Below are 23,045 nucleotides of genomic sequence, written 5' to 3'. Positions count from 1 at the left end.
TCATGGGCAGTCTTGTTTTTTGCGCCGACTGCGTATGTAGAGGTACGGGCGTGGCGTATTCACTGGCGAGGTTCGATGGAGGGTTAACAACTGAGCGCTTGTCGTGCCCGCAGCTGAGCGCTTGTCGTCTCATCAACTCAACGCCGTTCGTCGCCACAACTGAATGCTCGTTCGAAAACAAATAGAAACAAAATGAACAAAACCCTTGACTCACGCATTCGAACGCAAATAGAATAGAACCACACAAGGAGGTGAACCCACATGACCACAACACACACCCACACACGCAACGACATGCACGACGGCCCCGCTGTGGAACTGTTCGAAACAGTCAAGGACACCACGCGCATCATGGACGAAGCACAGGTGAAACAAGCAGAAGCCGTCGCAGCAGTCATCAGCGCCCACATAGTGCCGTTGGATGACTTCACTCATGGTCTACACGCGGTGTTTACCTCTAATCCCGGTGCTGGCCCACTCGTCACAAACGGCGCGGCAGGAGAAAGCTTAAGTGCAGGCCCGACCGCTGGTGGGTCTGTTGGTGTGGATGATGTGGTGGCGTGTGTGGTGTTGCCTACGGGTGAGGTGGCCACAGTGGCCAGTGTCGAACGGGTGCCGGACGTGTTGCCGACTCCGACAGAAGGGGTGTTGGCGAAGCTGTTGGATTGCACACGATCCCAGCTCATAACCCGGTTACGCAAGGTCATGACAGCGGTCGTGCTCATGCCCAAACTCTGGGCCCTAGCAAAGGCCGGTGTGATCAGCTTCGACCGGGTTTTGTATACGGCTGGCAGGGTTGTTCGTGCTGGGGTGTGTATCCCGGTGTTTGATGACATGCTCACCAACAAGCGTGTGAACGTGCCCTGGAAAACCTACAGGCGCCACGTCAATGAAATCCTTGCGATGCTTATGACTCCTGAAACCCGGGTGGAGAACGCTCGGCGTAACCGGGGAGTGACGTATTGGGTGAATGATGACGGTACAGCCACATTGTCGCTGACGGGGCCTGTGTTGGAGATGGAAGCGTTTTATCAGCGTGTGCGTGGAACAGCCAGGGCGATCCTGGCCAACCACATAGAACCGTTTACTGCCAGGTTGACGGATGAACAACAAGCCCTGTTCATGACTGAAAACAATGGTGAAACGACTGAGATACGTGTTGGGGATTTGGGTCGGGTTGAGGTTGATGACGACCGGCTCATGGATCAGTTGACCCTGGATTTGATTACCGGGGCTAAACCCTCAACAACACTGCGTGTCCGCGTGGTTCCGACAGGTAAACACGCCCCGATCACAGTCACCTACACCAAAGACACCTTCGGCCCAGACACACCAGGAACGGAAAACGCCCGTAGCGACAAGGGTGCGGAATCCGATGGTGCATTCGAAGCTGGCGTTCCCGGAATGGATACCCGTGGCAATGCGGGTGGCCCTGGCCCGGGTGAGTCTGGTTCTGTGTGGGCTGAGAAACGTGAAGCCAGGCAGGCGGAAGACGTGTACGAGCTTGAGTTGTGCGTATCCATGCCTGAAAAAGACGAATGGCTCAAAGCCCAAGCCGGTATCACCGTCACAGTCCCGGTCCTGCACTTCCTCATGGGCACCCCGCCCCCAAACAAAAACAGAGACAAATATCGGGGCGCAGGTTCAGGAAAAGACCCCGGGCCAGACAGACACAGACCCGAAAACCAAGATTCCGGAAGATATGAAACCGAAGATCGACAATCCGGAAGAATCCACGAGTCCAGAAAACAAAGAACCGAAGAACAAGTATTTGAGGACCAAGGGAGTAGTGCGCCACCAGGGACTGATGCGCCACCGGGCGATGGCGCGGGTAGTGGGCTTGATTTTGGGTTGCCGGTCAAGGTGGACCCAGGTGCACGGGTTCCGGTGATGATGAATGGCCGGGTGCCATTAGACGCAAAGACCGCTGACGAGCTGATCGCGCAGGCGAAGTGGGCGTACCGGATGTTCACCGACCCACAAACCGGGGTAGTCCTCGAATCCACACCGACGAAGTATTACATCCCAGCAGCTCTAAAACGCATGGTGGAAGCCAGGCACCCTGATTGCAGTGTCCCCTGGTGTGCTACACCTGCCAGAGTGTGCGAAAAAGACCATATCGAACCGTTCAACCACAAAGACCCTGAAAATGGTGGGTTGACTGTGATGGAGAATCTGCACCCGTTGTGTAAGCGGCATCATCAGGAGAAAACCCAGAAACGCTTACGCGTCGACAAGATGGATGACGGTTCCCTGGCGCGGGTGTTCCCACGGATTGGTGCCATGCTGGTCTACCCACCAGAATCACGGATTAACCAACTCCAGTACGAACGGTTACTCGAGTACTTCGACACCGGCGACCAAGACATCAGCCACACCATTAATGAGTACCTAGCAACCGAACACCAAACCGCCCACCGCCCTGAAACTGGGACTGGTCATGGTGCAGAACCCGCGGAGGCAGATAGCCCTGAGTCCACGGTCGTGAACCGTCCCGAACCAGCAGCTGCGCCAAGTAGAGGGCGGGCCCACGAGTACCCCCGCGAGATCGCAGACGAGTACGCAATCGCAGCGGAGGTGTTCAACGGCGACACCCGCCCCTGGGAACCCAGCGAAGAACCACCACCCTTCTAACCACGGTGTGTAAGCCGGAGCTGCTCTAACCCGCGGGGCGTCTTGGGGTCAGCCAAATCAAAACGGCGGCTCACTCCTTCACACCACTCCGGCTTCGTAGGCGAATATGACGGCGTGGATGCGGTCGCGCACCTCGAGCTTGGTCAGAATATGACTCACGTGCGTCTTCACAGTGGGGCCCGCCATAAACAGCTCGCCCGCAATTTCAGCATTGGACTTCCCACGCGCCACCAGCTCAAACACCTCACGCTCACGCGCCGTGAGCCGCTCCAACTTCTGGGCATGCTCATCAGGCACCGTAGGTGCCGCGACCACCGTCTCCAACAGGCGGCGCGTCGTCGTCGGCGCAATCACCGCGCCACCCACGTGGGCTTGACGAATCGAGTCCAGCAACACCTCGGGCCGGGCATCTTTCAACAAAAACCCACTCGCCCCCGACCGCAACGCCGTCAACGCATAATCATCAGTATCAAACGTCGTCAACACAATAATCGTGGGCACTTGCGGCAGCGCCCCAGCATCACCCAAGGCCACAATCTCCTGCGTTGCAGAAAGCCCATCCAAAACCGGCATGCGAATATCCATGAGAACCACGTCAACCGCATGCGCCCGCACAGCTTCAACCGCCTCACGACCGTTCTCCGCCTGCGCAACCACCCGCATGTCATCCTGCGAATCAATCACCATCGCAAGACCCGCACGCACCAAAACCTGATCGTCAACAAGCAACACCCGAACAGTCATGCAACATCCTCCGGCAACGACAGCTCAACCAAAAAACCAGTCTCCGTGGGTTCAGCAACCAGTGAACCCCCATGAATATGCGCGCGCTCCTTCATACCCTGGATGCCCGCCCCGGACCCAGGTGCAACAGCAGACTCGGCCCGCCCGGTAGAAACAACCCGCGCCACGACTCCCAACTCGCCCGGCTCCACCGTGACTTCTGCACGCGCCTCTGGCCCACCATGCTTCATCGTGTTGGTGAGCGCTTCCTGCACAATCCGAAACACCGCCAACTGAGCCGCCGGTGCAAGCGCAGGCACATCCGGCGCAACATGCAACGTCACCTCAAGGCCCGCCGCCCGCACATTCTCAACAAGCGCCCCGAGGTCCTCAATACCTGGCATCGGTGTCGTTTGCGCGCTGGCACTGGGATCACGCAGAACCCCCAACATCCCACGCAAATTACCCAGCGCTTCACGGCCAGTCTCTGCAATCGTTTCCAACGCATCTACAGCAGCCTGAGGTGAAGCCTTCGCCGCATAACGACCACCGTCGGCCTGCGTAATAATCACCGACATCGAGTGGGCAACAATGTCGTGCATCTCCCGTGCAATTCGCATCCGCTCAGCATCAGAAGCCAGGCGAATCTCATTCTCACGTTCACGCTCCAGCAGCGCGTTACGCTCGGCAATCCTCTGCGCATCATAACGCTTACGCCAATGGATATCCCCAAGCGTCCACGCAAGCGCCACCGTCACCATGGGGAAAACCAACGCCGCCAAAACTATGAATAGCAGTTCACCAGCGGTGGCATCCGAAAGCCTGGCACCCGACACATGAAAGTAAGTGAAATTACTGGCCGCAAAAACGAACGCCGCCACAATTCCAATGCCCAGGAAAATCTTTCCCCACCGCCGAGGTGCATAAGCAGTGACCGCGTGCACCGTCACCGGGACGGTGATAAGAGCGTGGTGCGGGAACGCAAACGTCAAAGCGTAAACAAACCCAGTCGCCACCACAATCCATCCCGTGACCAGGGGAAACGTTCGCCTAAACACAAGCGACGCACACATCGCGACCAAAACCACGGTCTGAATCACCCCACGCAGACCGGGCTCATACGCCGGAAACACAACTGTGAAGAGGACCAGCGGGGCAGCGAAGATAAGCGAGTCAACCACCCACATGTGGGCCGACATAAACTGTGATGCCCTCACATGCCACGGTTGTCCCATGACCATAAGTTTAGGTAGAAGGAAAGCGCTGTTCATCGTCCCGCGGTATGAAATGTTCGGCGGAGAGCGTTACCCCCGCTGTAAAACATATTCATCACCATGAATAAGATACGTATAGGCCCGTATCCCGCACCTGGGTCGTCAGCACGTGTTCAGGAGGCACAGTGAAACCCGTTGTCCTAATTGCAGAAGAACTATCGCCAGCCACCGTTGACGCGCTAGGGCCAGATTTTGAAATCAGGAAATGTAACGGGGCAGACCGCGCCGAACTCCTGCCCGCCCTCAAAGACGTCAACGCCGTGCTCATCCGCTCCGCAACCAAAATGGACGCCGAAGCAATCGCAGCAGCACCTGAACTCAAAGTCATCGCTCGCGCCGGTGTTGGTCTTGACAACGTAGAAATCCCCGCCGCCACCCGCGCCGGAGTCATGGTCGTCAACGCACCCACCTCCAACATCATTTCGGCAGCCGAACTCACCATGGCCCACATCCTGGGTTCAGCACGCAACTACGGTGCAGGCCACGCGTCCCTCAAAGCAGGGGAGTGGAACCGCTCCAAACTCTCCGGCGTCGAACTCTACGAAAAGACCTTGGGCATCGTGGGCCTGGGACGCATCGGTGGCCTGGTCGCTGAACGCGCAAAAGCCTTCGGCATGAACCTCATCGGCTACGACCCCTACATCTCCGCGGCACGCGCAGCTGCCATGGGCGTGACCGTTGTGAGCCTCGACGAAGTCCTCGAACAGTCCGACTTCATCACCGTTCACATGCCAAAAACCCCTGAAACAATCGGCATGATCGGCGAAGAAGCGTTCACCAAAGTCAAACCCACCGTGCGCATCATCAACGTTGCCCGCGGAGGAATCGTGGACGAAGCAGCACTCGCCAAAGCCGTTGAAGACGGCCGCGTAGGTGGCGCCGGTATCGACGTGTTCACCCAAGAACCACCCGTGGACTCACCTCTCATGGCACACGACCGCATCAACGTCACCCCACACCTGGGCGCCTCCACCGCCGAAGCCCAAGAAAAAGCCGGCATCGCTGTGGCTCAGTCCGTGCGCAAAGCCCTGGCTGGTGAACTCGTGCCAGACGCTGTCAACGTCGCCGGTGGCGCAATCGACCCGCAAGTCCGCCCCGGCATCGCCCTGACGGAACGCCTGGGTCGCGTCGTTTCAGCCATGGCCGGCGATCCGGTCACTCACCTGCGCGTCGAAGTGCGCGGCGAAGTCACCCAAAAAGACGTCAGCGTCCTCAAACTGTCCGCCCTTAAGGGACTGTTCCTCGACGTGGTCGACGGCGCAGTGTCCTACGTCAACGCCCCACTTTTTGCGCAAGAACGCGGCGTCACCGTCGAACTCGCCACCGAACCCCTAAGCGAGAACTTCCGCAACGTCGTCACGCTCGTCGCTGCCACCTCGGCGGGGCAACAAATCCGCGTCGCTGGAACCGTCACCGGCCCCAAGGACGTGCAGAAACTCACCGAAATCGACGGCTACGACCTCGAAATGAAACTCAGCGACCACCTCGTCTTCTTCAAATATGACGACCGCCCCGGCGTCATTGGGCTGTTTGGTCAGGCGTTGGGCAACCTGGACATCAACATTGAAGCCATGCAGGTTTCGCCCAACAACGATCAGGCGTTGGCCGTGCTCGCGGTTGATTCGGAAGTGTCGGCCGAGGTCGTTAACACCGTCGCTTCTGAAATCGGGGCGAGCTTCGCTCGGGTTGCGAACATCGAAGAGGAGTAACTCAGTTCTTCCACAGCCCATAGGAGTCTGACAGTTGCGCGATTTTCTTTGCGCGGGCCAGACGTGGCAGGTAGGAACCGTCGGCGATCGCGTCATCGCCGGCGGTTTCTGCTTCCTCTAGCATTTTGCGCGCCCACGTACGGTCATCCTCACTGGGTGCTAACGCGTCGTTCGTGGTCACGGCCTGTTGCGGATTCAAAATGAGCTTGCCCGTCATGCCCATCTTCAACGTCCATCCACAGTCATGGAGCAGGGCCTTGGAGTTCGCGCTCGCGGGGGAGGGGCCGTCGATTGCGCCGGGCAAACCACCCACGCGAGTGGCAACGACCAACCGCGAACGCGCGTACGCAAGCGCCATAGGGTCATCGCCCACACCCGTGTCCTTGCGGAAGTCATTAGTACCCAGGGCCAGGCGGAACGTGCCCGGTGCCTGTGCGATGCGGGTCGCCGCCTCGATACCAATGGCCGTTTCAATGAGCGCTAAAACTGGGATGCCCGCACCGGCCCGCATTGCGGTCAGGGTGACCTGGTCCGGCTCCTCAGTGTTGGGCAACATGACCCCTTTGAGGCCCGGGAGCCCGTTGAGGGCATCCAAGTCTTCTTCCCACAAAGGCGTTGTGATCGAGTTGACGCGTACCCACCCTGCCATGTCGGTGGACAAAGCCTTGACAACATTGGCACGCGCTTGATCCTTGGAAACGTCTGGAACGGCTGCTTCGAGGTCGAAAATCACGGAGTCTGCTTCGCTCGTTTGAGCTGGTTCAAACGATTCGGGGCGGATCGCGTTGACCAGAAGCCAGCTTCGGGACAGTTTTGCGGGCAGAGCTGCGGCTCTCTTGTTGCGAATGGTTGTGGGCATATGAGCAGTGTATGTAACACTCGCACCAAATCGACCATGTTGTGAGATGTGTTACTGAATAGTGAGACTGTGCGGCTACTGTGAACCCTATGACTACGTTCAAAATTGCAGTAATCCCCGGCGACGGAATCGGAAAAGAAACAGTCCCAGAAGGACTGAAAGTTCTCAAACGTTCAATCGAAGCAAGCGGTGATTCCGTTGAACTCGACCTCAAGGAATTCGGGCCCTCCGCCGAACGCTATTTGGAAACTGGCGAAACTCTCACGGACGAAGAACTCGAACAGCTGCGCGCCCATGACGCGATTTTCTTCGGTGCTATCGGCGACCCGCGCGTGCCATCTGGTGTTCTTGAACGTGGCGTCATTATCAAATTGCGCTTCGAACTCGACCACGCGATTAATCTGCGCCCCTCCCGCTACTTCCCAGGCACCAGCTCGCCTCTGAAAGACCCCGGCAACATCGACTTCATTGTGGTGCGTGAAGGAACCGAAGGTTCATATTCAGGGCAGGGCGGTTTCCTGCGTGCTCACACTGAACATGAAGTGGCAAACGAAATTTCCGTCAACACCCGCTACGGAGTAGAACGCGCCGTCCGCTACGCGTTCGAGCAGGCCAACAAACGCCGTCAGAAGCTCACCTACGTGCACAAAACCAACGTCATGGTCCACGCGGGAAACCTGTGGGAACGAGTCGTGAAAGACATCGCGCCGGAGTTCCCTGATGTAGCCGTTAACTACGAACACGCCGACGCCTGCACCATGTACGTCGTCAACGACCCGCAGCGCTACGACGTCATCGTCACCGACAACCTGTTTGGTGACATCATCTCCGACCTCGCAGCCGCGGTGACGGGCGGGATTGGTCTTGCCGCCTCGGCAAACCTCAACGTCACCGGAACCGGGCCGTCCCTCTTCGAACCCATCCACGGATCTGCCCCCGATATTGCTGGTGAAGGAATCGCAGACCCCACCGCAACCATCCTGTCTGCAGCCCTCATGGCGCAGAACTTGGGCATGGATGTTGTAGCCAAAGCAATCGAGACCGCAGTCGAAGCTGACATCGTTGAACGAGGCGATGCGAAGCGTTCAACTTCAGAAATCGGAGATGCGATCGCGCAACGCATCGGGTAAGGGAGTAACATCGGTCACAGAAGCGAATCGAGTTAATGGAGACTTACTATGAGCACATTTGTCCAGCAGAAGAACTCGCAACCCGCTCCACAGGGTGTACGCGAAGCAATCCTGGCTAAGCCTGGTTTCGGTGACTACTTCACTGACCACATGAGCCACGTCCGTTACACCAAGGACCAAGGGTGGCACGCACACACCGTGAAGCCATACGGCCCACTGGTTCTGGACCCTGCCGCTGCAGTCTTCCACTACGCGCAGGAAATCTTCGAAGGAATGAAGGCATACCGTCACGCTGACGGTTCCGTGTGGACGTTCCGCCCCACCAAGAACGCGGAACGCATGAACAAGTCAGCAGCCCGTCTGGCGTTGCCTGAAATTTCCGCCGAGGACTTCGTAGGATCCCTCCGTGCGCTGGTTGAACTCGACGAAGCGTGGGTCGCAACCCCGAAGGACGCAGCCGACGAAGTCTCGCTGTACCTGCGACCCTTCATGATCGCCTCCGAAAAGTTCCTGGGTGTCCGCGCAAGCCACGAAGCCGACTACTACGTGATCGCGTCACCAGCCGGACCGTACTTCGCAGGCGGTATCAAGCCTGTTGACATCTGGCTATCCAAGGACCTCAAGCGTGCTGGCACCGGTGGAACCGGGTTCGCCAAGTGCGGTGGTAACTATGCGGCATCTCTGCAGGCCGGTAACCAAGCGGCTGAAAAGGGGTGCCAGCAGGTCATGTTCACCGACGCAAAAGAATCCAAGTACTTGGAAGAACTGGGTGGCATGAACCTCATGCTGGTCACAAAGGACAACGAACTGATCACACCAAGCGTTTCAGAAACGATTCTGGACGGTGTGACCCGCCGTTCACTGCTGGAACTGGCGCCTTCGATTGGCCTGACCCCTGTTGAGCGTGACATTGAGGTTGCCGAATGGCGTGAACGTGCTGCCGCAGGTGAGATCGTTGAAGCGTTCGCATGTGGAACCGCTGCTGTGATCACACCAATCGGACGTCTGGTGTCAGACGACTTCACGATTGAGCAGAGCACCGAACCAGGTGAAGCGGCAATGAAACTCCGCTCGACCCTGCTCGACATCCAGTATGGCCGCGCAGAAGGCCCTGAAGGCTGGATGGTCAAGCTGGCTTAAGCTCCTGGTCTAAACTCCTGCTTAAACCCCTGGCGAGGGCCCCTTCGGGGGCCCTCGCGCCGTCTCACATTAGACCCTCACCAATTTCATGACGCTCAAAAAATGGAGTAGGCTGTACCGCTAAGCGCGTAAGGTGTGTGACCTAGCTCGTGGAAGGGCTCAATAGCCAATCAACTTCCAGGCCGCAGTGACGGCACACAAATTCCGGTCGGCAGATCTGATCGGCGCGCCACTTCAGATAGGAATAACTGTCATGAATCGTGTGGCAACGGAAGTGCCAACGGCACAACAGGTGGTTTCAAACCTCCCCTGGAAATGGAATGTTCAAGGCGCAATCTTCATTGTGGGTGGCCTTGGGTTTGTGTTCGACGCGTGGGACGTGGCCCTCAACGGGTTCCTCATCCCACTGTTGGCAAAAGAGTGGGGCTTAAGCATTGGGCAGGCAGCCTGGATCGCAACCGCCAACCTCATCGGTATGGCCCTGGGAGCCTTCATCTGGGGCGGAATCGCCGACCGCATGGGACGCAAAAAAGCGTTCACACTGACCCTGCTCATCTTTTCCGCGTTCACGGTTCTGGGAGCCTTTGCGCCCAACTACGCACTGTTCCTGATCTTCCGCTTCTGCGCCGGATTTGGACTAGGCGGATGTATCCCAGTGGACTACGCTCTGGTAGGCGAGTTCACCCCCACCAAACACCGCGGGCGCGTACTTACAGCCATGGACGGCTGGTGGCCGGTGGGCGCGACCCTGTGCGCCGTTGTTTCAGCGTGGCTCGTGAGCTTCGCGTCATGGCACACCATCATGCTGGTCATGGTGCTACCTGCCCTGCTGATCGTCGCAGTTCGCTTCTTCATCCCAGAGTCACCCATGTACCTGCTGTCCCAGGGCCGCCACCAGGAAGCCGACGCCGTCATCCGAAAACTCGTCACACGCACCGGCGCCAACGTCACCGAATGGTCCCACGACGGCGTTGAAGAAGCCCCCAAGGCTGCACCGCTCATGCAACGCCTGCGCGCCATGACCGGACAGGTGAACCTGCTGTGGCAGTACTCCTGGAAGATTACGCTCACTTCATGGATCTTGTTCATTTCAGTGCTTCTGCTGTACTACGCGGCACTCACCTGGCTACCGGGAATCCTTAAGAAACAAGGACTCACCGACCAAGCCGCGTTCATCACCACGGGCGGCATGACCGCGATCGGAATCGCCGGTGTGGTCGCTTCAGCGCTCCTCATCGAAGTCCTTGGCCGCAAATGGGTGCTGGGCTCCTCCGCTGTGCTCGCATCAGGGGCACTGGTGTGGTTCGCGCTCGAACTCGAGAATTCCGGCACCCAGCTTTCGCGCGCCGCAGTGATCGCCATTCTGCTGTTTGGATTCCTCATCCAAGTTTCCGTTCCCGCTCTCTACACCTACGTCACCGAGCTGTACCCCACACGCCTGCGCTCGTCCGGATTCGGCTGGGCCTCGTCCGCCAGTCGCGTGGCCATTGGTATCGCCCCCATCGTGTTCGGTTCGCTCCTGTGGCCAACGATCGGGTTGGTCAATACGTTCGCGCTCACCGGCGCCCTGGTGGTCGTAGCCGTGATCGTCATGGTGGCCTTTGGCCGTGAAACCGCGGGCGAGGAACTCGACTAAAGCTGGCACCCACCTCGGCGGGCGAGGCTCCCGCTACCTGGTCCCAAAGCGGTAGGCTCGACTGTATGAACACGTTTCACACGGAAAGAAAAGTCCCTGGCGGAAAACTCGTCGTTGTTGACGGTGAACTCACCGACGGTGTCATCACCCACGCGCAGGTCTCAGGGGACTTTTTCTTCGAGCCTGAAGAAGCGTACTTTGCGTTGGCCCCCGCCCTGGTGGGCGTGAGCATTGCGGACAGCCGTGAGAGCATCACTGAGCGGCTGGATAAGGCTGTCACTCAGGCCGCCGCCGAGGTGGGCGCCCAGGTGGACTTGCAAGGTTTCACTACCGCTGATGTTGCGTTCGCGGTGCGACGCGGTCTGACGGGTGCCACCGATTTTTGGGACCACGAGTGGGAAGTTTTCCACGACGAATCACGCCCCACGGTCGAAAATGTGGCACTCGACCAGGTGCTTCTGGAAGAGGTGGCTGCCGGGCGCAGGAAGCCCACCGTGCGCTTCTGGGAGTGGGACGACACCGCGGTTGTGATTGGGTCGTTCCAGTCGTACTCCAACGAAGTCGAACCCGAAGGGATTGCGCGCTACGACGTGCAAGTCGTTCGACGAATTTCAGGTGGGGGAGCGATGTTCATGGAAGGTGGCAACTGTGTGACCTTCTCGATCTACGCCCCAGACAGTCTGGTAGCTGGACTGAGCTACGAAGAGTCCTACGCTTTTATGGACCAGTTCATTCTGGATGCGCTCACCCAACTGGGGGTCAAGGCAAGCTACGAACCCATCAACGACATCGTTTCCCAACACGGCAAAATAGGGGGAGCCGCCCAGAAGCGCGTGTCCACAGGAGCTGTTCTCCACCATGACACGTTGAGCTACGACATCGACGCGAACAAAATGGTGGAAGTTCTGCGCATCGGAAAGGCGAAAATCTCCGACAAGGGTGTCGCTTCGGCGAAGAAACGCGTGGACCCGTTGCGCAGCCAAACGGGTGTAAGCCGGGAACTCGTCATCGACACCATGATCGATACGTTCACCCGCAGAACGGGGGCCAGCAGCGGCGGCGTCACCGCGCAGGAACTGGAGCGAGCACGCGAACTCATCGACACGAAATTCGGTACCGAAGAGTGGACCAGACGAGTTCCATAAACGCACGCGTGAACCACACGCATAAGCCACTAGACTGGCAGTCAAAAGTACCACAACAGAAGGAGCCCATGTGCGCCCCGTTGAGCCCAGTGTTGAACTGATTTCACGCCCCAAAATCGACTGGGAAGAGATCACAGCCTACCTTGAAGAAGTGGGCGGAACCGCGTGGTCAGACCGCGTACGCGAACAGGATTCCCCTGACAGCGAAGACCTTCTCGAATTCGCCGGACGTATGTGTTACCGCTCGTGGGAACCGGGTCTTAACCCAAACGTGGGTCGTGTTCGCACGGACTCCACGCAGTACTTGGGCAACGTGGTGGCGTCACAACACGGGTCCGTTCTGGAACACGCAAGCTACACGTTCATTCTGCACAACGTGTCGCGTGTCTTTACTCACGAACTCATCCGTCACCGTGCAGGTGCCGCATACTCACAAGAGTCCTTGCGTTACGTGCGCTTAGAGGACATTCCTTTCTGGTTCCCCGAATGGGCGCGTGAAGATGAAGAGCTCATGAAGCGTAGCTTGGACCTCTTGGACCGGATGGAAGAGCACCAGAAGTGGATGAGCGAACACTTTGGGCTGGACGAAGAGGGCCAGAACTTTACACACAAGAAGCACATGACATCGTTCATGCGCCGTTTTGCTCCTGAAGGACTGGCAACCGGGATCGTGTTCACCGCAAACCTGCGTACGCTGCGCCACGTCATCGAGATGCGCACCGCCAAGGGTGCGGAGGAAGAAATTCGCCTCGTGTTTAACAAGATCGGTGAGATCATGAAGAAGGAAGCCCCCGCGATCTTCGCCGACTACACGGTGGAAGACGGCGAGTGGATTCCGGGCACACGCAAAGCATAAAAGGAGCCCCACCATGTCTGATATTTACGACGCAGAACTTAAACCTTCAAAGAACCAGGTGCTTGCCACCGTCTTAGGAACCGACGAAGCAGACATCGAGAAACTCGCAAGCTACCGTTTCGACGACCCTGCTGGGCAAATCGGCATGGAAGTACACATTGTGCGCACCCCTGATGGCTCAGTTCTTCAAGTGCCACTGGTGTACCGCCCCGAACCGCTGGAAGACGCAGAAGAAGACGAACTCATCACCACCATGGAACACTCGGTGCTGGGCACACGCTACGTGTACCTGGGCATGTCAGACCCCGTGTTCGCAGAAGCACTCGATGTCACTATCAGTGAAGAACAGGGCGGTGCAGAACAGTTCTTGGTTGAAGGCGACACGCGAACCCCCATCACTGAGGGTCTTGCGACTGTTACCGGAACCGGTGAGATCGAACTCGAAGAGGAAGAAGACGACGAAAACCTCATCGGCGTTCTTGAGCTGTTCGCAGAACTCGACCTCGACGGCTTAAGCGAAGAAGAAGCAAGCCAGCCAGGCCAGCTCATCGGCACGTGGGAAGGACAGAACACCCCTGTTCTGCTGGCCCACTCCGGCCTGGTGTACGTCGATGAGGACGAACTCGAAGAGTTCGACGAAGAAGGCGACGAAAACTAACCCCGCACACGCCTGAGGTTGCCATCCACACGGGTGGTCCAACCTCGGGCGTCTGTGTGTTCCAACAGCGGAATGGCAATCCGGCGGGTCGTGTCCAAGGCCTGCCGGGCCTGACTCAACGTAAACGGCTGCGCCAACCCAGCCAGCACCCGCATGGCGCGCGCCGGCGTAGACGGAAGCACCACAACGCCACCATCTAAACGCAACAGCCGGCCGGCCTGCTCGGCAGCCGCAAGCTCACGCACACCCAAGTCCAGATCCTCCAGATCCCGGGCTTCCGGCGCATCAAACGGGTGCTCAGACAAACGCCGCTCCAACTCCGCGACACCAGCCTCTGCAGCCCCCAAAGAACCTGAGCCCGGCAGACGGGCAAACCCGGAAACCACCTCGGCGGGGGACTCAACCAGCCCTTCCACCAACTCACGCGGGCAACCCACACTCTTCGCCAACTGCGCAAGCGGCACGCCCCGAGACAACGGATCGCGGGCGTCGTCCTCAATCACGCGCGCAACCTGGGCCACCCAGGTGCGCACGACGTCATCGCGCACCAGCCACGCGCCCATGCGCTGAACGCCCGCCGGCAGCTGATCAGCCTCACCAGGCACGTCGTAGCCGAACGTGGTTAATGCGGACTCCCGCACGCATCCGCGACGGGTCAGTTCAGCCGTGAAATCGGCAGGGGAGTAGTGGTCAAGGGCGTGGGCGCGCTCAGCTGCAGATCCGCGACGAAAAAGCTCGGGCGGGTCCACGTCCAGCACGGTCAAACCGCCCAGCACCGCGCGTTCCCCGCTTCCGCGCACCACCAGCCGGTCACCCACCTGAACGGGAATCGAGCGGGACAGTTTCAGGCGTGCGAAGCGGTGGGACAAGGGCCGCACGTGCGCCTGAAAACTGGCCGCGCCAATGTGGACGGTGACATCGGTAGGAATCGTGTCCACAGCCACGCCTGCGACGTCCACAACGTCCGCCACGTGCCAGGCGTCCGGCGTGATGAGCGCGTCACCTCGGGAAATGTCCTGTGCAGACACCCCGCGCAGGTTCAGCGCCACCCGGGATACCGGCGCGATGCTACTGACTGCGGAGTTGTGATTCTGCAACCCCCGGACCGTGATCCGGGTGCGGGCCTGCGCCGAGGTGAGCTCCAAGTTCTGCTCGGTAGTCACCGTGCCTTCGCCCAGGGTTCCCGTGACGATCGTGCCCGCGCCGGTGATGGAGAACGCGCGGTCGACCCAGATACGCACCCGCCCGTCCGTAGCAGGTGGGGGCGTGGCGCTGGTGACCGCGTCCAGGGCGGCAAGGAGTTCCGGGAGCCCGTCCCCAGTGACCGCCGAGGTGGTCACCAGGGGCGCGTCTGGCAGGCAGCTGAGTTCGGTGCGGGCTTGGGAACTCACGTGATCGATCTGTTCCGGCGTTGCCGAGTCGCACTTGGTGAGCACGATGACACCTCGGGTGATTCCCAGGGCCTCCAGCGCGTCACGGTGATCAGTGGACTGCGCCGACCAGCCTTCATCCGCGGCCACAACGAAACACACGATAGGAGCCGGACCGAGCCCAGCCAGCATGTTGCCGATGAAGCGTTCGTGGCCGGGAACATCAACAAACGACACGTGCGTGCCACTGGGCAACGTGCAGTGCGCGAAGCCTAAGTCAATCGTGAGACCGCGCCGCTTTTCTTCGTCTAATCGGTCTGGGTCCGACCCGGTCAGGGCGCGCACCAGTGCGGACTTACCGTGATCCACGTGTCCGGCCGTGGCAACAACAAACGACATGTCAGTGACCCGTGTGTGCAGTTCCCGCGCCTGCATTGCCCGCCGCCCGGGCACACTCAATAATCCGCGACGCAAGCACGTGTTCGTCTGACGGGTCAACGCACCGCACGTCTACCAGGCACGCTCCGTCCTGCACGTGCGTGACCACGGACGGTTCACCCACGCGCAACGGCTTCGCAAACGACTCCGGCAGTCGCACGGCCCACCCGGGAAGTTCCACTCCGGTGCCACCGCCACCACCCACGCGACCGGCGTGGGGCGTGATGTCGACTGACACCTCGGCGGCGTTGAGCGTTGCCGCCAGTGCTTCGGTGCGCTCACGGAGCTTCTCAGACGACAGCCCCACATACGTGTGGACGGGTGGTTCCTCACCCACGACCGTTGCCGCCAAGGTGGCCAACACGAACTTGCTGGCCCGCACCGCGCGCGCCAGCGGGTGCGTCGCAAGCTGCGTGACCAGTTCGCGTTTGCCCAGAATGATGCCGGCCTGCGGGCCGCCTAACAGCTTGTCTCCAGAAAACAGCACGACGTCTGCACCCGCCTCCAACTCCGAGGTGGCATCGGCTTCGTTGGGCAAGTGCGGGTTGGGTGCCAAGAGGCCCGAACCGATGTCCACAACAAGCGGTACGTCATATTCGCGCGCCAGCTGTGCGAGCGCCTGCGTGCTAGGGGAGGACGTGAACCCGGACTGCGCATAGTTGGATGGGTGAATCTTGAGAATCGCGGACACCTCACCTGCTTCACACTCACGCCGATAGTCAGCCAGGTGGGTGCGGTTGGTGGAACCCACCTCGGTGATGGTGGCGCCGACCGAACGCATGAGTTCATGCAAACGGAAACCCGCCCCAATTTCCACGAACTCCCCGCGCGAAAGCAGGATTCGCCCGGGGCGGCTTTGTGCCGCCACGAGCATGAGCGCTGAGGCGCAGTTGTTCACCACCAGCGCGTCCTCAGCGGCCGGCACGTGGAGGGTGAGAGCGTCTGTGGTTTCGACACCTCGGCGCCCCCGCTTGCCGGATTCCAGGTCCATCTCAATGTCGACGTACGCGGCGGTGTGCCCGGCAACCTCCGAGGCCCACGGGCTCAACGGGGCGCGGCCCAGATTGGTGTGGACCACCACGCCTGTCGCGTTGATCGTGGCGCGGTAAATGCCGGAGTTGAAACGGGTGAGGTCGGCGACGAGGTCGTCACGGAAGCTCGCCGAGGTGAAAGAAGGTTGCGTGCGTGCGCGGTCTAAGTGCCGTCGGACGATTGCCCGCGTGGTGGTCGCGTTGAGGCGGGTTGAGGCCGCGCGAACCCAGTCGCTGGCCAGCAGAGTATCGGTGCGTGGCAAATTGCGACGCGGATCTTCAGACACGTGTCCCCTTCCTGTGGCGGAGGCGGACGGGAATCGAACCCGCCAAACCGAGCTACTCGGTTTCAACAGTTTTGAAGACTGCGGGGCCCACCAGGACCCGGACGCCTCCATGAGCAAAACCTACCATCTGAGACAAGTAGGGGTTGGAAATACGTGAGCCTGGGATACGCTGGGGCCATGACTGCTCACGATCTTCCACGTTTAACGTCCCTTGCTCACGGTGGCGGATGCGCCTGCAAAATCCCGCCGGGCGAACTCGAAGAAGCTGTGAAAGGACTGGCCGGCCAAGACTACGACTCGGTTGTCGTTGGCTTAGACGACGGTGACGACGCGGCCGCAGTGAGCATTGGCAACGACACTCTGGTGCTCTCAACAGCCGACTTCTTCACCCCGGTCGTTGACGACGCGTTCGACTGGGGACGCATTGCAGCGGCTAATGCGCTCAGCGACATTTACGCGATGGGTGGCACCCCTGTTGTGGCCATCAATCTGGTGGGCTGGCCTCGTGAGGTCCTGCCGCCGTCGCTGCTCAAGGACGTGCTGGCCGGTGGCCTAGAGGTCGGTAAACAAGCGGGAGTTCCCGTGATCGGTGGGCACTCGGTGGACGACCCTGAACCCAAGTACGGCATGGCCGTGACCGGTACCGTGACCCCTGACGCGCTCATGCGCAACGACGCTGCCAAGCCCGGCCTTCCCATTACGTTGACCAAGCCACTGGGCGTGGGAATCCTCAACAACCGTCACAAGGCAACCGGCGACGTGTTTCCTGAAGCGGTCGAATCCATGACCACGCTCAACCGTGACGCTGCGGTTGCCGCGACACAAGCTGGCATTACAGCAGCAACCGACGTCACCGGCTTTGGCCTGCTGGGTCACCTGTTCAAAATGTGCCGTGCATCCGGCGTGGGTGCCCGCATCGACATGTCCGCTGTGCCCGTATTGGACGCCGCCAGAACAAGCGTGAGCGAAGGGTTCATCCCCGGTGGATCACGCAGAAACTTGGACTGGGTGAAGTCGAACCTGGCTGAACAGTTCCAGGTGGACTCGGGCATCAGCGATGACGACGTGATCCTGTTGGCTGACGCTCAAACCTCAGGCGGACTATTGCTCGTAGGTGAGATTCCGGGCCACCCGGTAATTGGCTACACAACGGACGAACCTGGCATCCAGATCAGCTAAGCACGGCCCCTGCCACACATCTGGTGAAGCCCCTTGTGTATGATGGCCTCATGCTCAAGTGATCTTCGTTCCGCTCCCGCGACCGAGGCCGTGCCCGGCGGGAGACCGCGCGACCACGAGGATCCTAATGTCTACCACCAACTCACCTGCGTCATCCCCTGCTCACCTTCAAATTGAGGGGATCTCTAAATCATTTGGCGACCGTCGTGTCCTGACCGATATCTCTTTCTCCGTTCCTGCTGACAGCCGTGTGGGATTGATCGGGGAGAACGGCTCTGGCAAGAGCACGTTATTGCGAATCATTGCTGGACACACTCAACCAGACACCGGAATTGTCCGCGTGTCTCGGCCAGGGGGACTGGCTACGGTGGGCCTATTACACCAGCGTCCGCCGTTTGACATGGACGATTCTGTCGCTCACGCCCTCGAATCTGCCGTAGCCCATGTCCGGCGTGCCACAGAAGCAGTTGAACAGGCTTCACAAGCGCTGGCTGAAGATCCATATGCGCCAGGTGCTGCCGAACACCTTTCCGCAACCTTGGAAACCGCTCAACGGTTGGGAGCCTGGGAAGTAGATACCCGGATCAGCACAACGCTGGCAGGATTCGGGCTCGCTCACCTCGACCGTGAGCTTCCTACTGGATCCTTGTCAGGTGGCGAGCGCGCCCGCCTATCCCTGGTGTGGCTGTTGCTTTCTCGACCGGACGTACTCTTGTTGGACGAACCCACCAACCATCTGGACGACGCAGCTTCCGAGCACCTGTTCCAAATGTTGGCCGAGTGGACCGGACCTGTGTTGATAGCAAGTCACGATCGCGCGTTCCTCGATGAGTCTGTCACCGGCTTGGTTGACCTTGACCCCCGCCCAGTACCGCATAAGGCACAAGACACCTCGGCCGGTCCAGCTTCAGGCGTGGGCGTCACTCGCTACACGGGCACCTACACCGACTATCTGGATGAACGTCGACAGGTCCGAAACCGATGGGAGCTCCAATACGAAGAAGAACAAGCAGAACTCAAACGGTTAAGCGCCACGTTGCGTAACAGCCGGACGGTCGGCCATCCGGGACGCGAACCTCGTAGTGAGATTCGAATGGCCAAAAAGTTCTACGCTGACCGGAACGCTAAAGTTGTCTCGCGCCGCGTGAACGACGCTCGTGCACGGTTAGAGGAGCTTCAACAACGACAAATTCAGCGTCCACCTCGAGAGCTAGAGTTCCAAGGTCTGACCGCCGCTAATCAACCTGAACCGGCTAAAACTGGTACCGTTCTCAGCGCCGTCAACGTCAGCGTTGAGAACCGGCTTGCTACAGTGTCCCTCACGGTTGGTCCATCTACAAAACTGCTGGTCACCGGTGCAAACGGGGTGGGAAAATCCACTTTGCTTCACGTGCTTGCTGGCGATTTATCTCCGTCCCGAGGTGTCCTGACTCGTCGTAGTGGTGTGCGCGTAGGAATGCTGGCGCAGGAGACCACTCTCCCCGATCCTCACCGCCGGGGGTCAGGTCGCACGGTAGCGCAGGCGTACACAGACATGGTGGGAGTTGCACGGGCGGAGCAGGTTCCTCTGTCGACGTTTGGGCTGATCGCGCCCTGGGACCAAAACCGTCCCGTCGAAGCTTTAAGCGTGGGACAGCAACGTCGCCTGGCCCTGGCGAGCCAGCTGGCCGATCCGCCAGACGTGCTGTTGCTGGACGAACCCACGAACCACCTGTCATTGGCGCTCGTCACTGAACTTGAGGCAGCCATTCCGGGGTACCCAGGAGCAGTCGTGGTTGCATCACACGACAGGTGGCTACGGCGCAACTGGAGTGGCGACGTTTTAGAGTTATGACCGCAGGCTTACGCAGTCTTTACGCTCAGCCAGTCACCTCACGTGACGATTGAGTCGTGCGTGATACCCGCCTGTTGACGTGCCCGCAATCGGGCCTTCTGCGGTTCCACCACGTACTTAGGGTCTTGCGTTGACGCGTGCCCTGCGTCCATGACCCCAAACCTGGTCAGCGCCGAACCTGCCACCAGACACGCGCCCGACACAATCGCACCCACCCGGTTGCGCCCCACCAGGGCAGTGCCCACACCACCGGCGATCACGCACGCCTCGGACAAGTGCATGAGCTTGCCCGCGTGCCCAATCTCAAGCGGTTCGGCCTCCAACGGGTGCATGTCCTTCTTGGTCCACGTCAGCGCAATCAGGTCACCGGCCACACCCATGAGCGCTAAAAGTCGCGCTGGCCCTGCCTGCGCTGGGGAGGTGGTGACCATGGCCGCACCTCCAGCTGCCAAAGACGCCGAGGAGGCAAACACAAACGGCAACCCTCGCCTGGCCGCGTTCCAGGTGGGAACTGCTGTGTTGGACAAGAGCGCTGCCGTGTACACGGCAAGTGGCGCACCCAAAGCCGACGCGAGGAACCCTGCCGGGGTTTCCACAGCGAATAGGGTCTTCTTACCGGCCTTGACCAACGCAGTATCTTCGCCGGGGATGTGACCTTCCAACATGCGCACGACCTCGGCCGCGGCAGCCACACCCGCACCTGTGGAAAAACCACCCAAAATCCACGACCCCAAACTCATAGGGGACGTGACCTTCACGGTGCGCATCATGTTAAGAAAACGTTCGGGACGCCCCAGGTCAGCAATCAGCGCCACCGCACCGGCACTAATCGCACCCAGAGCCGTGAGCCTGGCGTTACGGCGAAGCTCGTGCAGCCCCGTCACGTGAGCGCCAGCCGCCAACAGAGCAGAACCACCGGCGATTCCACCCAGCACCAGGTACGCGCCAATCTCATGCTTCCACGGTGGCGCTTTCACAATGGGGCGACCGTAATACGACTCAAACTGCGCCTCATCCACCATGAGGTCTTCGCCACCTCGGCCGCGCTTTTTACGCTTGCCACCTTGCCCAAAGAAATTCCGGAAACGCTTTTCGCGCTTCGGAGGCCGGTAGCTGTCGAACTCTTGCGTCACTTGCGACCTCCCAAAAACGCAACCGTAGCCGCCGCGAGCATACCCAACGCAGCCACTCCCGCACGCTTGTACATACTGGGCAGATCCGCCGTGGGCACCCGTGGGTCAGGTGGTAGACCGTACACTTCAGGTTCGTCCAGAAGCAGGAACACCGAGCCCGTTCCGCCTACACCGTCATTGGGGTTGGCGCCGTACAACCGCGCCTCAGTCATGCCGGACTCACGTAGCTCAGCCACGCGTTCTTGCGCGGTTTCGACCATGGTGTCATGGTCACCGAACTTAATTGACGTGGTGGGGCACGTCTGCGCGCACGCAGGGGTCTGACCCTCTACCAGCCGGTCGTAACAGAGCGTACACTTGTTCGCCGTGCCCGGATTGGGTACTTCCTGGTCCAACGGCTCACGGTCCGGGTTCGTGTTCACCGTGCCATCGTCACGACGCTCAATCACCCCGAACGGGCACCCAGCAACACAGGTTCCGCACCCGTTGCACACGTCGTTTTGCACCACAACCGTGCCGAACTCAGTGCGGAAAAGCGCACCCGTGGGGCACACATCCAAACACCCGGCGTGCGTGCAGTGCTTACACACATCCGAGCTCATCAACCAGCGGAACTCAGGGGTATCCGGCTGCGCGTCTGCGCCTGTCGCCTCCGAGCCGGTGGGATTAGCCAAACCACCCAAAACATCGACATTCGACAGGTCCTCTGACGGGGCAGGCAAGGTGGCCCGCGCCTCGGGGGAGCTGTTAGCCGGGCGCACCTGCGGCATACCCAGGCTCACCAGCTTGCGACCGGATTCCCGTGCCGTAGCAATATCGTCCTTGCCCTGCTCAACGAACTTCACGTGTCGCCACGTGTTCGCACCTAGACCACCGGTGTTGTCAAAGGACGAACCCAGCATCTCCAAGGAGCCGTCCTGCGGGTTCCGGTTCCACTCCTTGCACGCAACTTCGCAAGCCTTACACCCAATACAAATGGAGGAGTCGGTGAAAAAGCCCTTGCGCTCGTGAGGAGTGTGCCAGTTGGCATCAGCAATCGGGTCGGTCGCTCCAGCTAGCTGGCCCATTACTTGTCACCTCGATTAAATCGCGCACGCTTATCATCCCACTTTTGATTCTCCCGCGTCGCCTCAGCGCCTTCGACCGGTGTGGGCCCTTCGCCCGGCGGAGGAACTGCACCTTCCTGCGTTGGGAGGTCGTGTCCGGTATCCAAGGTGACTCCCGCCTCGGCCCGGTACTTATCAACCAAATCCCGCAACGCTTCACCACGTGGCCTGCGCCCCGGTTTGATCGCAACCGCGATCGACTTGGATTCCTGAATCTGCGCGTTGGGGTCCATGGTGACACCAATGAGGTCATTCGCCGAATCCCCAGACACCACCGCGTGCGAACCCTGCGCCCAGTGGTACGGCAAACCAATCTGGTGAACCGTGCGCCCGTTGATGTCCAGAGGTGTGAACCGCTCACTGACCATCACGCGGGCCTCAATCGCCGAACGCGGCGTGATCAACGTGGCCCAATCCCCGTGAGTCAAACCTTCAAGTTCAGCCAGCTCAGGGGACACTTCGCAGAACATTTCTGGCTGGAGTTCCGCCAAGTATGGCAACCAGCGGCTCATTCCACCAGCCGTGTGGTGTTCCGTGAGGCGATACGTGGTGAACACGTGCGGGTACACGTCCTTGCCCGCTTCGCCGCTGCCCGGCGCGTACAGGTTGATGTCGTCTGCGATCGTCATGCGCGCTGGACTGTTTTGCGAGTCGTACAGCGGGTTCGGAATCGCGGATTCCGGCGGTTCGTAGTGCGTGGGCATCGGCCCGTCGACCACACCCGTGGGCGCGAACAGCCAGCCCTTACCGTCAGCTTGCATGATGAACGGGTCATCACCGGCAAGAGCAGCCGGTCCCACAGCGTCTTCCGGCGGTTCGTAGTCGGGCGCGCGGTCGGCTGGGAAGTCCGGGATGTCGCTTCCCGTCCAGCGTTGCTGGTCCTGGTCCCACCACACGTACTTC

General features: G+C 59.8%; 18 protein-coding genes and 1 tRNA gene. 10 read left to right on the top strand and 9 right to left on the bottom strand.

The window, feature by feature from the left end; all coding sequences use genetic code 11:
* The first annotated feature begins 261 nt into the window (after positions 1 to 261).
* Positions 262 to 2,634, top strand: a complete 2,373-nt coding sequence (locus HMPREF0183_RS00500; RefSeq protein ID WP_040347514.1) for an HNH endonuclease signature motif containing protein — start codon at positions 262 to 264, stop codon at positions 2,632 to 2,634.
* A 78-nt stretch (positions 2,635 to 2,712) separates the two neighbouring features.
* Here the strand turns inward: HMPREF0183_RS00500 and HMPREF0183_RS00495 are convergent, their stop codons facing one another.
* Positions 2,713 to 3,378 (bottom strand): response regulator, encoded by a 666-nt coding sequence (locus tag HMPREF0183_RS00495; protein WP_005881608.1) that lies wholly within the window; start codon positions 3,376 to 3,378, stop codon positions 2,713 to 2,715.
* Positions 3,375 to 4,592 carry a sensor histidine kinase gene (locus tag HMPREF0183_RS00490; RefSeq protein WP_156798014.1) on the bottom strand — a complete coding sequence of 406 codons (1,218 nt, stop codon included), beginning with the start codon at positions 4,590 to 4,592 and terminating at the stop codon, positions 3,375 to 3,377. The genes HMPREF0183_RS00495 and HMPREF0183_RS00490 overlap by 4 nt, the downstream gene beginning before the upstream one ends.
* Before the next feature lie 164 nt (positions 4,593 to 4,756).
* Here HMPREF0183_RS00490 and serA point away from each other — a divergent pair, with 164 nt between their 5' ends.
* On the top strand, positions 4,757 to 6,340 hold the full coding sequence (serA, locus tag HMPREF0183_RS00485; RefSeq protein WP_005881604.1) for a phosphoglycerate dehydrogenase: 1,584 nt from the start codon (positions 4,757 to 4,759) through the stop codon (positions 6,338 to 6,340).
* Position 6,341: 1 nt separating this feature from the next.
* Here serA and HMPREF0183_RS00480 read toward each other — a convergent pair whose 3' ends face one another.
* Positions 6,342 to 7,199, bottom strand: a complete 858-nt coding sequence (locus HMPREF0183_RS00480; RefSeq protein WP_005881602.1) for an HpcH/HpaI aldolase/citrate lyase family protein — start codon at positions 7,197 to 7,199, stop codon at positions 6,342 to 6,344.
* An 89-nt stretch (positions 7,200 to 7,288) separates the two neighbouring features.
* On the opposite strand from HMPREF0183_RS00480, the gene HMPREF0183_RS00475 reads away from it, so the two are divergent.
* The 6 genes from HMPREF0183_RS00475 (at position 7,289) to HMPREF0183_RS11915 (ending at position 13,764) form a co-directional block, all read left to right on the top strand.
* A complete protein-coding gene (locus tag HMPREF0183_RS00475) occupies positions 7,289 to 8,329 on the top strand; it encodes a 3-isopropylmalate dehydrogenase (protein ID WP_005881600.1) in 1,041 nt (346 codons plus the stop codon).
* Positions 8,330 to 8,377: 48 nt separating this feature from the next.
* A complete protein-coding gene (locus tag HMPREF0183_RS00470; protein ID WP_005881598.1) occupies positions 8,378 to 9,469 on the top strand; it encodes a branched-chain amino acid aminotransferase in 1,092 nt (363 codons plus the stop codon).
* 253 nt (positions 9,470 to 9,722) lie between these two features.
* On the top strand, positions 9,723 to 11,105 hold the full coding sequence (locus tag HMPREF0183_RS00465) for an MFS transporter (RefSeq protein ID WP_005881596.1): 1,383 nt from the start codon (positions 9,723 to 9,725) through the stop codon (positions 11,103 to 11,105).
* A 65-nt stretch (positions 11,106 to 11,170) separates the two neighbouring features.
* On the top strand, positions 11,171 to 12,250 hold the full coding sequence (locus HMPREF0183_RS00460; protein ID WP_005881594.1) for a lipoate--protein ligase family protein: 1,080 nt from the start codon (positions 11,171 to 11,173) through the stop codon (positions 12,248 to 12,250).
* 70 nt (positions 12,251 to 12,320) lie between these two features.
* Positions 12,321 to 13,106, top strand: coding sequence for an FAD-dependent thymidylate synthase (gene thyX / locus HMPREF0183_RS00455; protein ID WP_005881592.1), 786 nt, complete (start codon positions 12,321 to 12,323; stop codon positions 13,104 to 13,106).
* Between the two features lie 13 nt (positions 13,107 to 13,119).
* Entirely contained in the window at positions 13,120 to 13,764 is a 645-nt protein-coding gene (locus tag HMPREF0183_RS11915) for a maltokinase N-terminal cap-like domain-containing protein (protein ID WP_005881590.1), read from the top strand.
* Here HMPREF0183_RS11915 and selB read toward each other — a convergent pair.
* From selB to HMPREF0183_RS00435, 3 genes are all read right to left on the bottom strand, one after another.
* Positions 13,761 to 15,533 (bottom strand): selenocysteine-specific translation elongation factor, encoded by a 1,773-nt coding sequence (selB, locus tag HMPREF0183_RS00445; protein ID WP_040347533.1) that lies wholly within the window; start codon positions 15,531 to 15,533, stop codon positions 13,761 to 13,763. The genes HMPREF0183_RS11915 and selB overlap by 4 nt on opposite strands.
* A gap of 1 nt (position 15,534) precedes the next feature.
* A complete protein-coding gene (selA, locus tag HMPREF0183_RS00440) occupies positions 15,535 to 16,890 on the bottom strand; it encodes an L-seryl-tRNA(Sec) selenium transferase (RefSeq protein ID WP_005881586.1) in 1,356 nt (451 codons plus the stop codon).
* Positions 16,891 to 16,904: 14 nt separating this feature from the next.
* Positions 16,905 to 16,999 (bottom strand) — tRNA-Sec (locus tag HMPREF0183_RS00435).
* A 68-nt stretch (positions 17,000 to 17,067) separates the two neighbouring features.
* Here HMPREF0183_RS00435 and selD point away from each other — a divergent pair.
* Positions 17,068 to 18,069 (top strand): selenide, water dikinase SelD, encoded by a 1,002-nt coding sequence (selD, locus tag HMPREF0183_RS00430; RefSeq protein ID WP_040347532.1) that lies wholly within the window; start codon positions 17,068 to 17,070, stop codon positions 18,067 to 18,069.
* Between the two features lie 127 nt (positions 18,070 to 18,196).
* Positions 18,197 to 19,903, top strand: coding sequence for an ABC-F family ATP-binding cassette domain-containing protein (locus HMPREF0183_RS00425; protein ID WP_005881582.1), 1,707 nt, complete (start codon positions 18,197 to 18,199; stop codon positions 19,901 to 19,903).
* Positions 19,904 to 19,941: 38 nt separating this feature from the next.
* Here HMPREF0183_RS00425 and nrfD read toward each other — a convergent pair whose 3' ends face one another.
* From nrfD to HMPREF0183_RS00410, 3 genes are all read right to left on the bottom strand, one after another.
* On the bottom strand, positions 19,942 to 21,036 hold the full coding sequence (gene nrfD, locus HMPREF0183_RS00420) for an NrfD/PsrC family molybdoenzyme membrane anchor subunit (protein WP_005881580.1): 1,095 nt from the start codon (positions 21,034 to 21,036) through the stop codon (positions 19,942 to 19,944).
* The gene (locus HMPREF0183_RS00415; RefSeq protein ID WP_005881578.1) at positions 21,033 to 22,103 is read right to left on the bottom strand and encodes a 4Fe-4S dicluster domain-containing protein; all 1,071 of its coding nucleotides are present in this window, start codon (positions 22,101 to 22,103) and stop codon (positions 21,033 to 21,035) included. Before HMPREF0183_RS00415 ends, nrfD begins: the two co-directional genes overlap by 4 nt.
* A partial coding sequence (locus tag HMPREF0183_RS00410) for a molybdopterin dinucleotide binding domain-containing protein (protein ID WP_005881576.1) occupies positions 22,103 to 23,045 on the bottom strand: 943 nt, incomplete at its 5' end. The genes HMPREF0183_RS00410 and HMPREF0183_RS00415, both read right to left, overlap by 1 nt.

This window comes from Brevibacterium mcbrellneri ATCC 49030, from assembly GCF_000178455.1.
GTDB lineage: Bacteria > Actinomycetota > Actinomycetes > Actinomycetales > Brevibacteriaceae > Brevibacterium > Brevibacterium mcbrellneri.
This window is presented reverse-complemented; position numbering and strand designations above follow the sequence as displayed.

Coding starts and splice junctions, on each gene's coding strand:
- HMPREF0183_RS00460 (WP_005881594.1), top strand. CDS start 11,171: ATGAACACGTTTCACACGGAAAGAAAAGTCCCTGGCGGAAAACTCGTC.
- HMPREF0183_RS00470 (WP_005881598.1), top strand. CDS start 8,378: ATGAGCACATTTGTCCAGCAGAAGAACTCGCAACCCGCTCCACAGGGT.
- HMPREF0183_RS00475 (WP_005881600.1), top strand. CDS start 7,289: ATGACTACGTTCAAAATTGCAGTAATCCCCGGCGACGGAATCGGAAAA.
- HMPREF0183_RS00425 (WP_005881582.1), top strand. CDS start 18,197: ATGTCTACCACCAACTCACCTGCGTCATCCCCTGCTCACCTTCAAATT.
- HMPREF0183_RS00500 (WP_040347514.1), top strand. CDS start 262: ATGACCACAACACACACCCACACACGCAACGACATGCACGACGGCCCC.
- HMPREF0183_RS00415 (WP_005881578.1), bottom strand. CDS start 22,103: ATGGGCCAGCTAGCTGGAGCGACCGACCCGATTGCTGATGCCAACTGG.
- HMPREF0183_RS00490 (WP_156798014.1), bottom strand. CDS start 4,592: ATGGGACAACCGTGGCATGTGAGGGCATCACAGTTTATGTCGGCCCAC.
- selB (WP_040347533.1), bottom strand. CDS start 15,533: ATGTCGTTTGTTGTTGCCACGGCCGGACACGTGGATCACGGTAAGTCC.
- HMPREF0183_RS00465 (WP_005881596.1), top strand. CDS start 9,723: ATGAATCGTGTGGCAACGGAAGTGCCAACGGCACAACAGGTGGTTTCA.
- selD (WP_040347532.1), top strand. CDS start 17,068: ATGACTGCTCACGATCTTCCACGTTTAACGTCCCTTGCTCACGGTGGC.
- HMPREF0183_RS00495 (WP_005881608.1), bottom strand. CDS start 3,378: ATGACTGTTCGGGTGTTGCTTGTTGACGATCAGGTTTTGGTGCGTGCG.
- HMPREF0183_RS00480 (WP_005881602.1), bottom strand. CDS start 7,199: ATGCCCACAACCATTCGCAACAAGAGAGCCGCAGCTCTGCCCGCAAAA.
- HMPREF0183_RS11915 (WP_005881590.1), top strand. CDS start 13,120: ATGTCTGATATTTACGACGCAGAACTTAAACCTTCAAAGAACCAGGTG.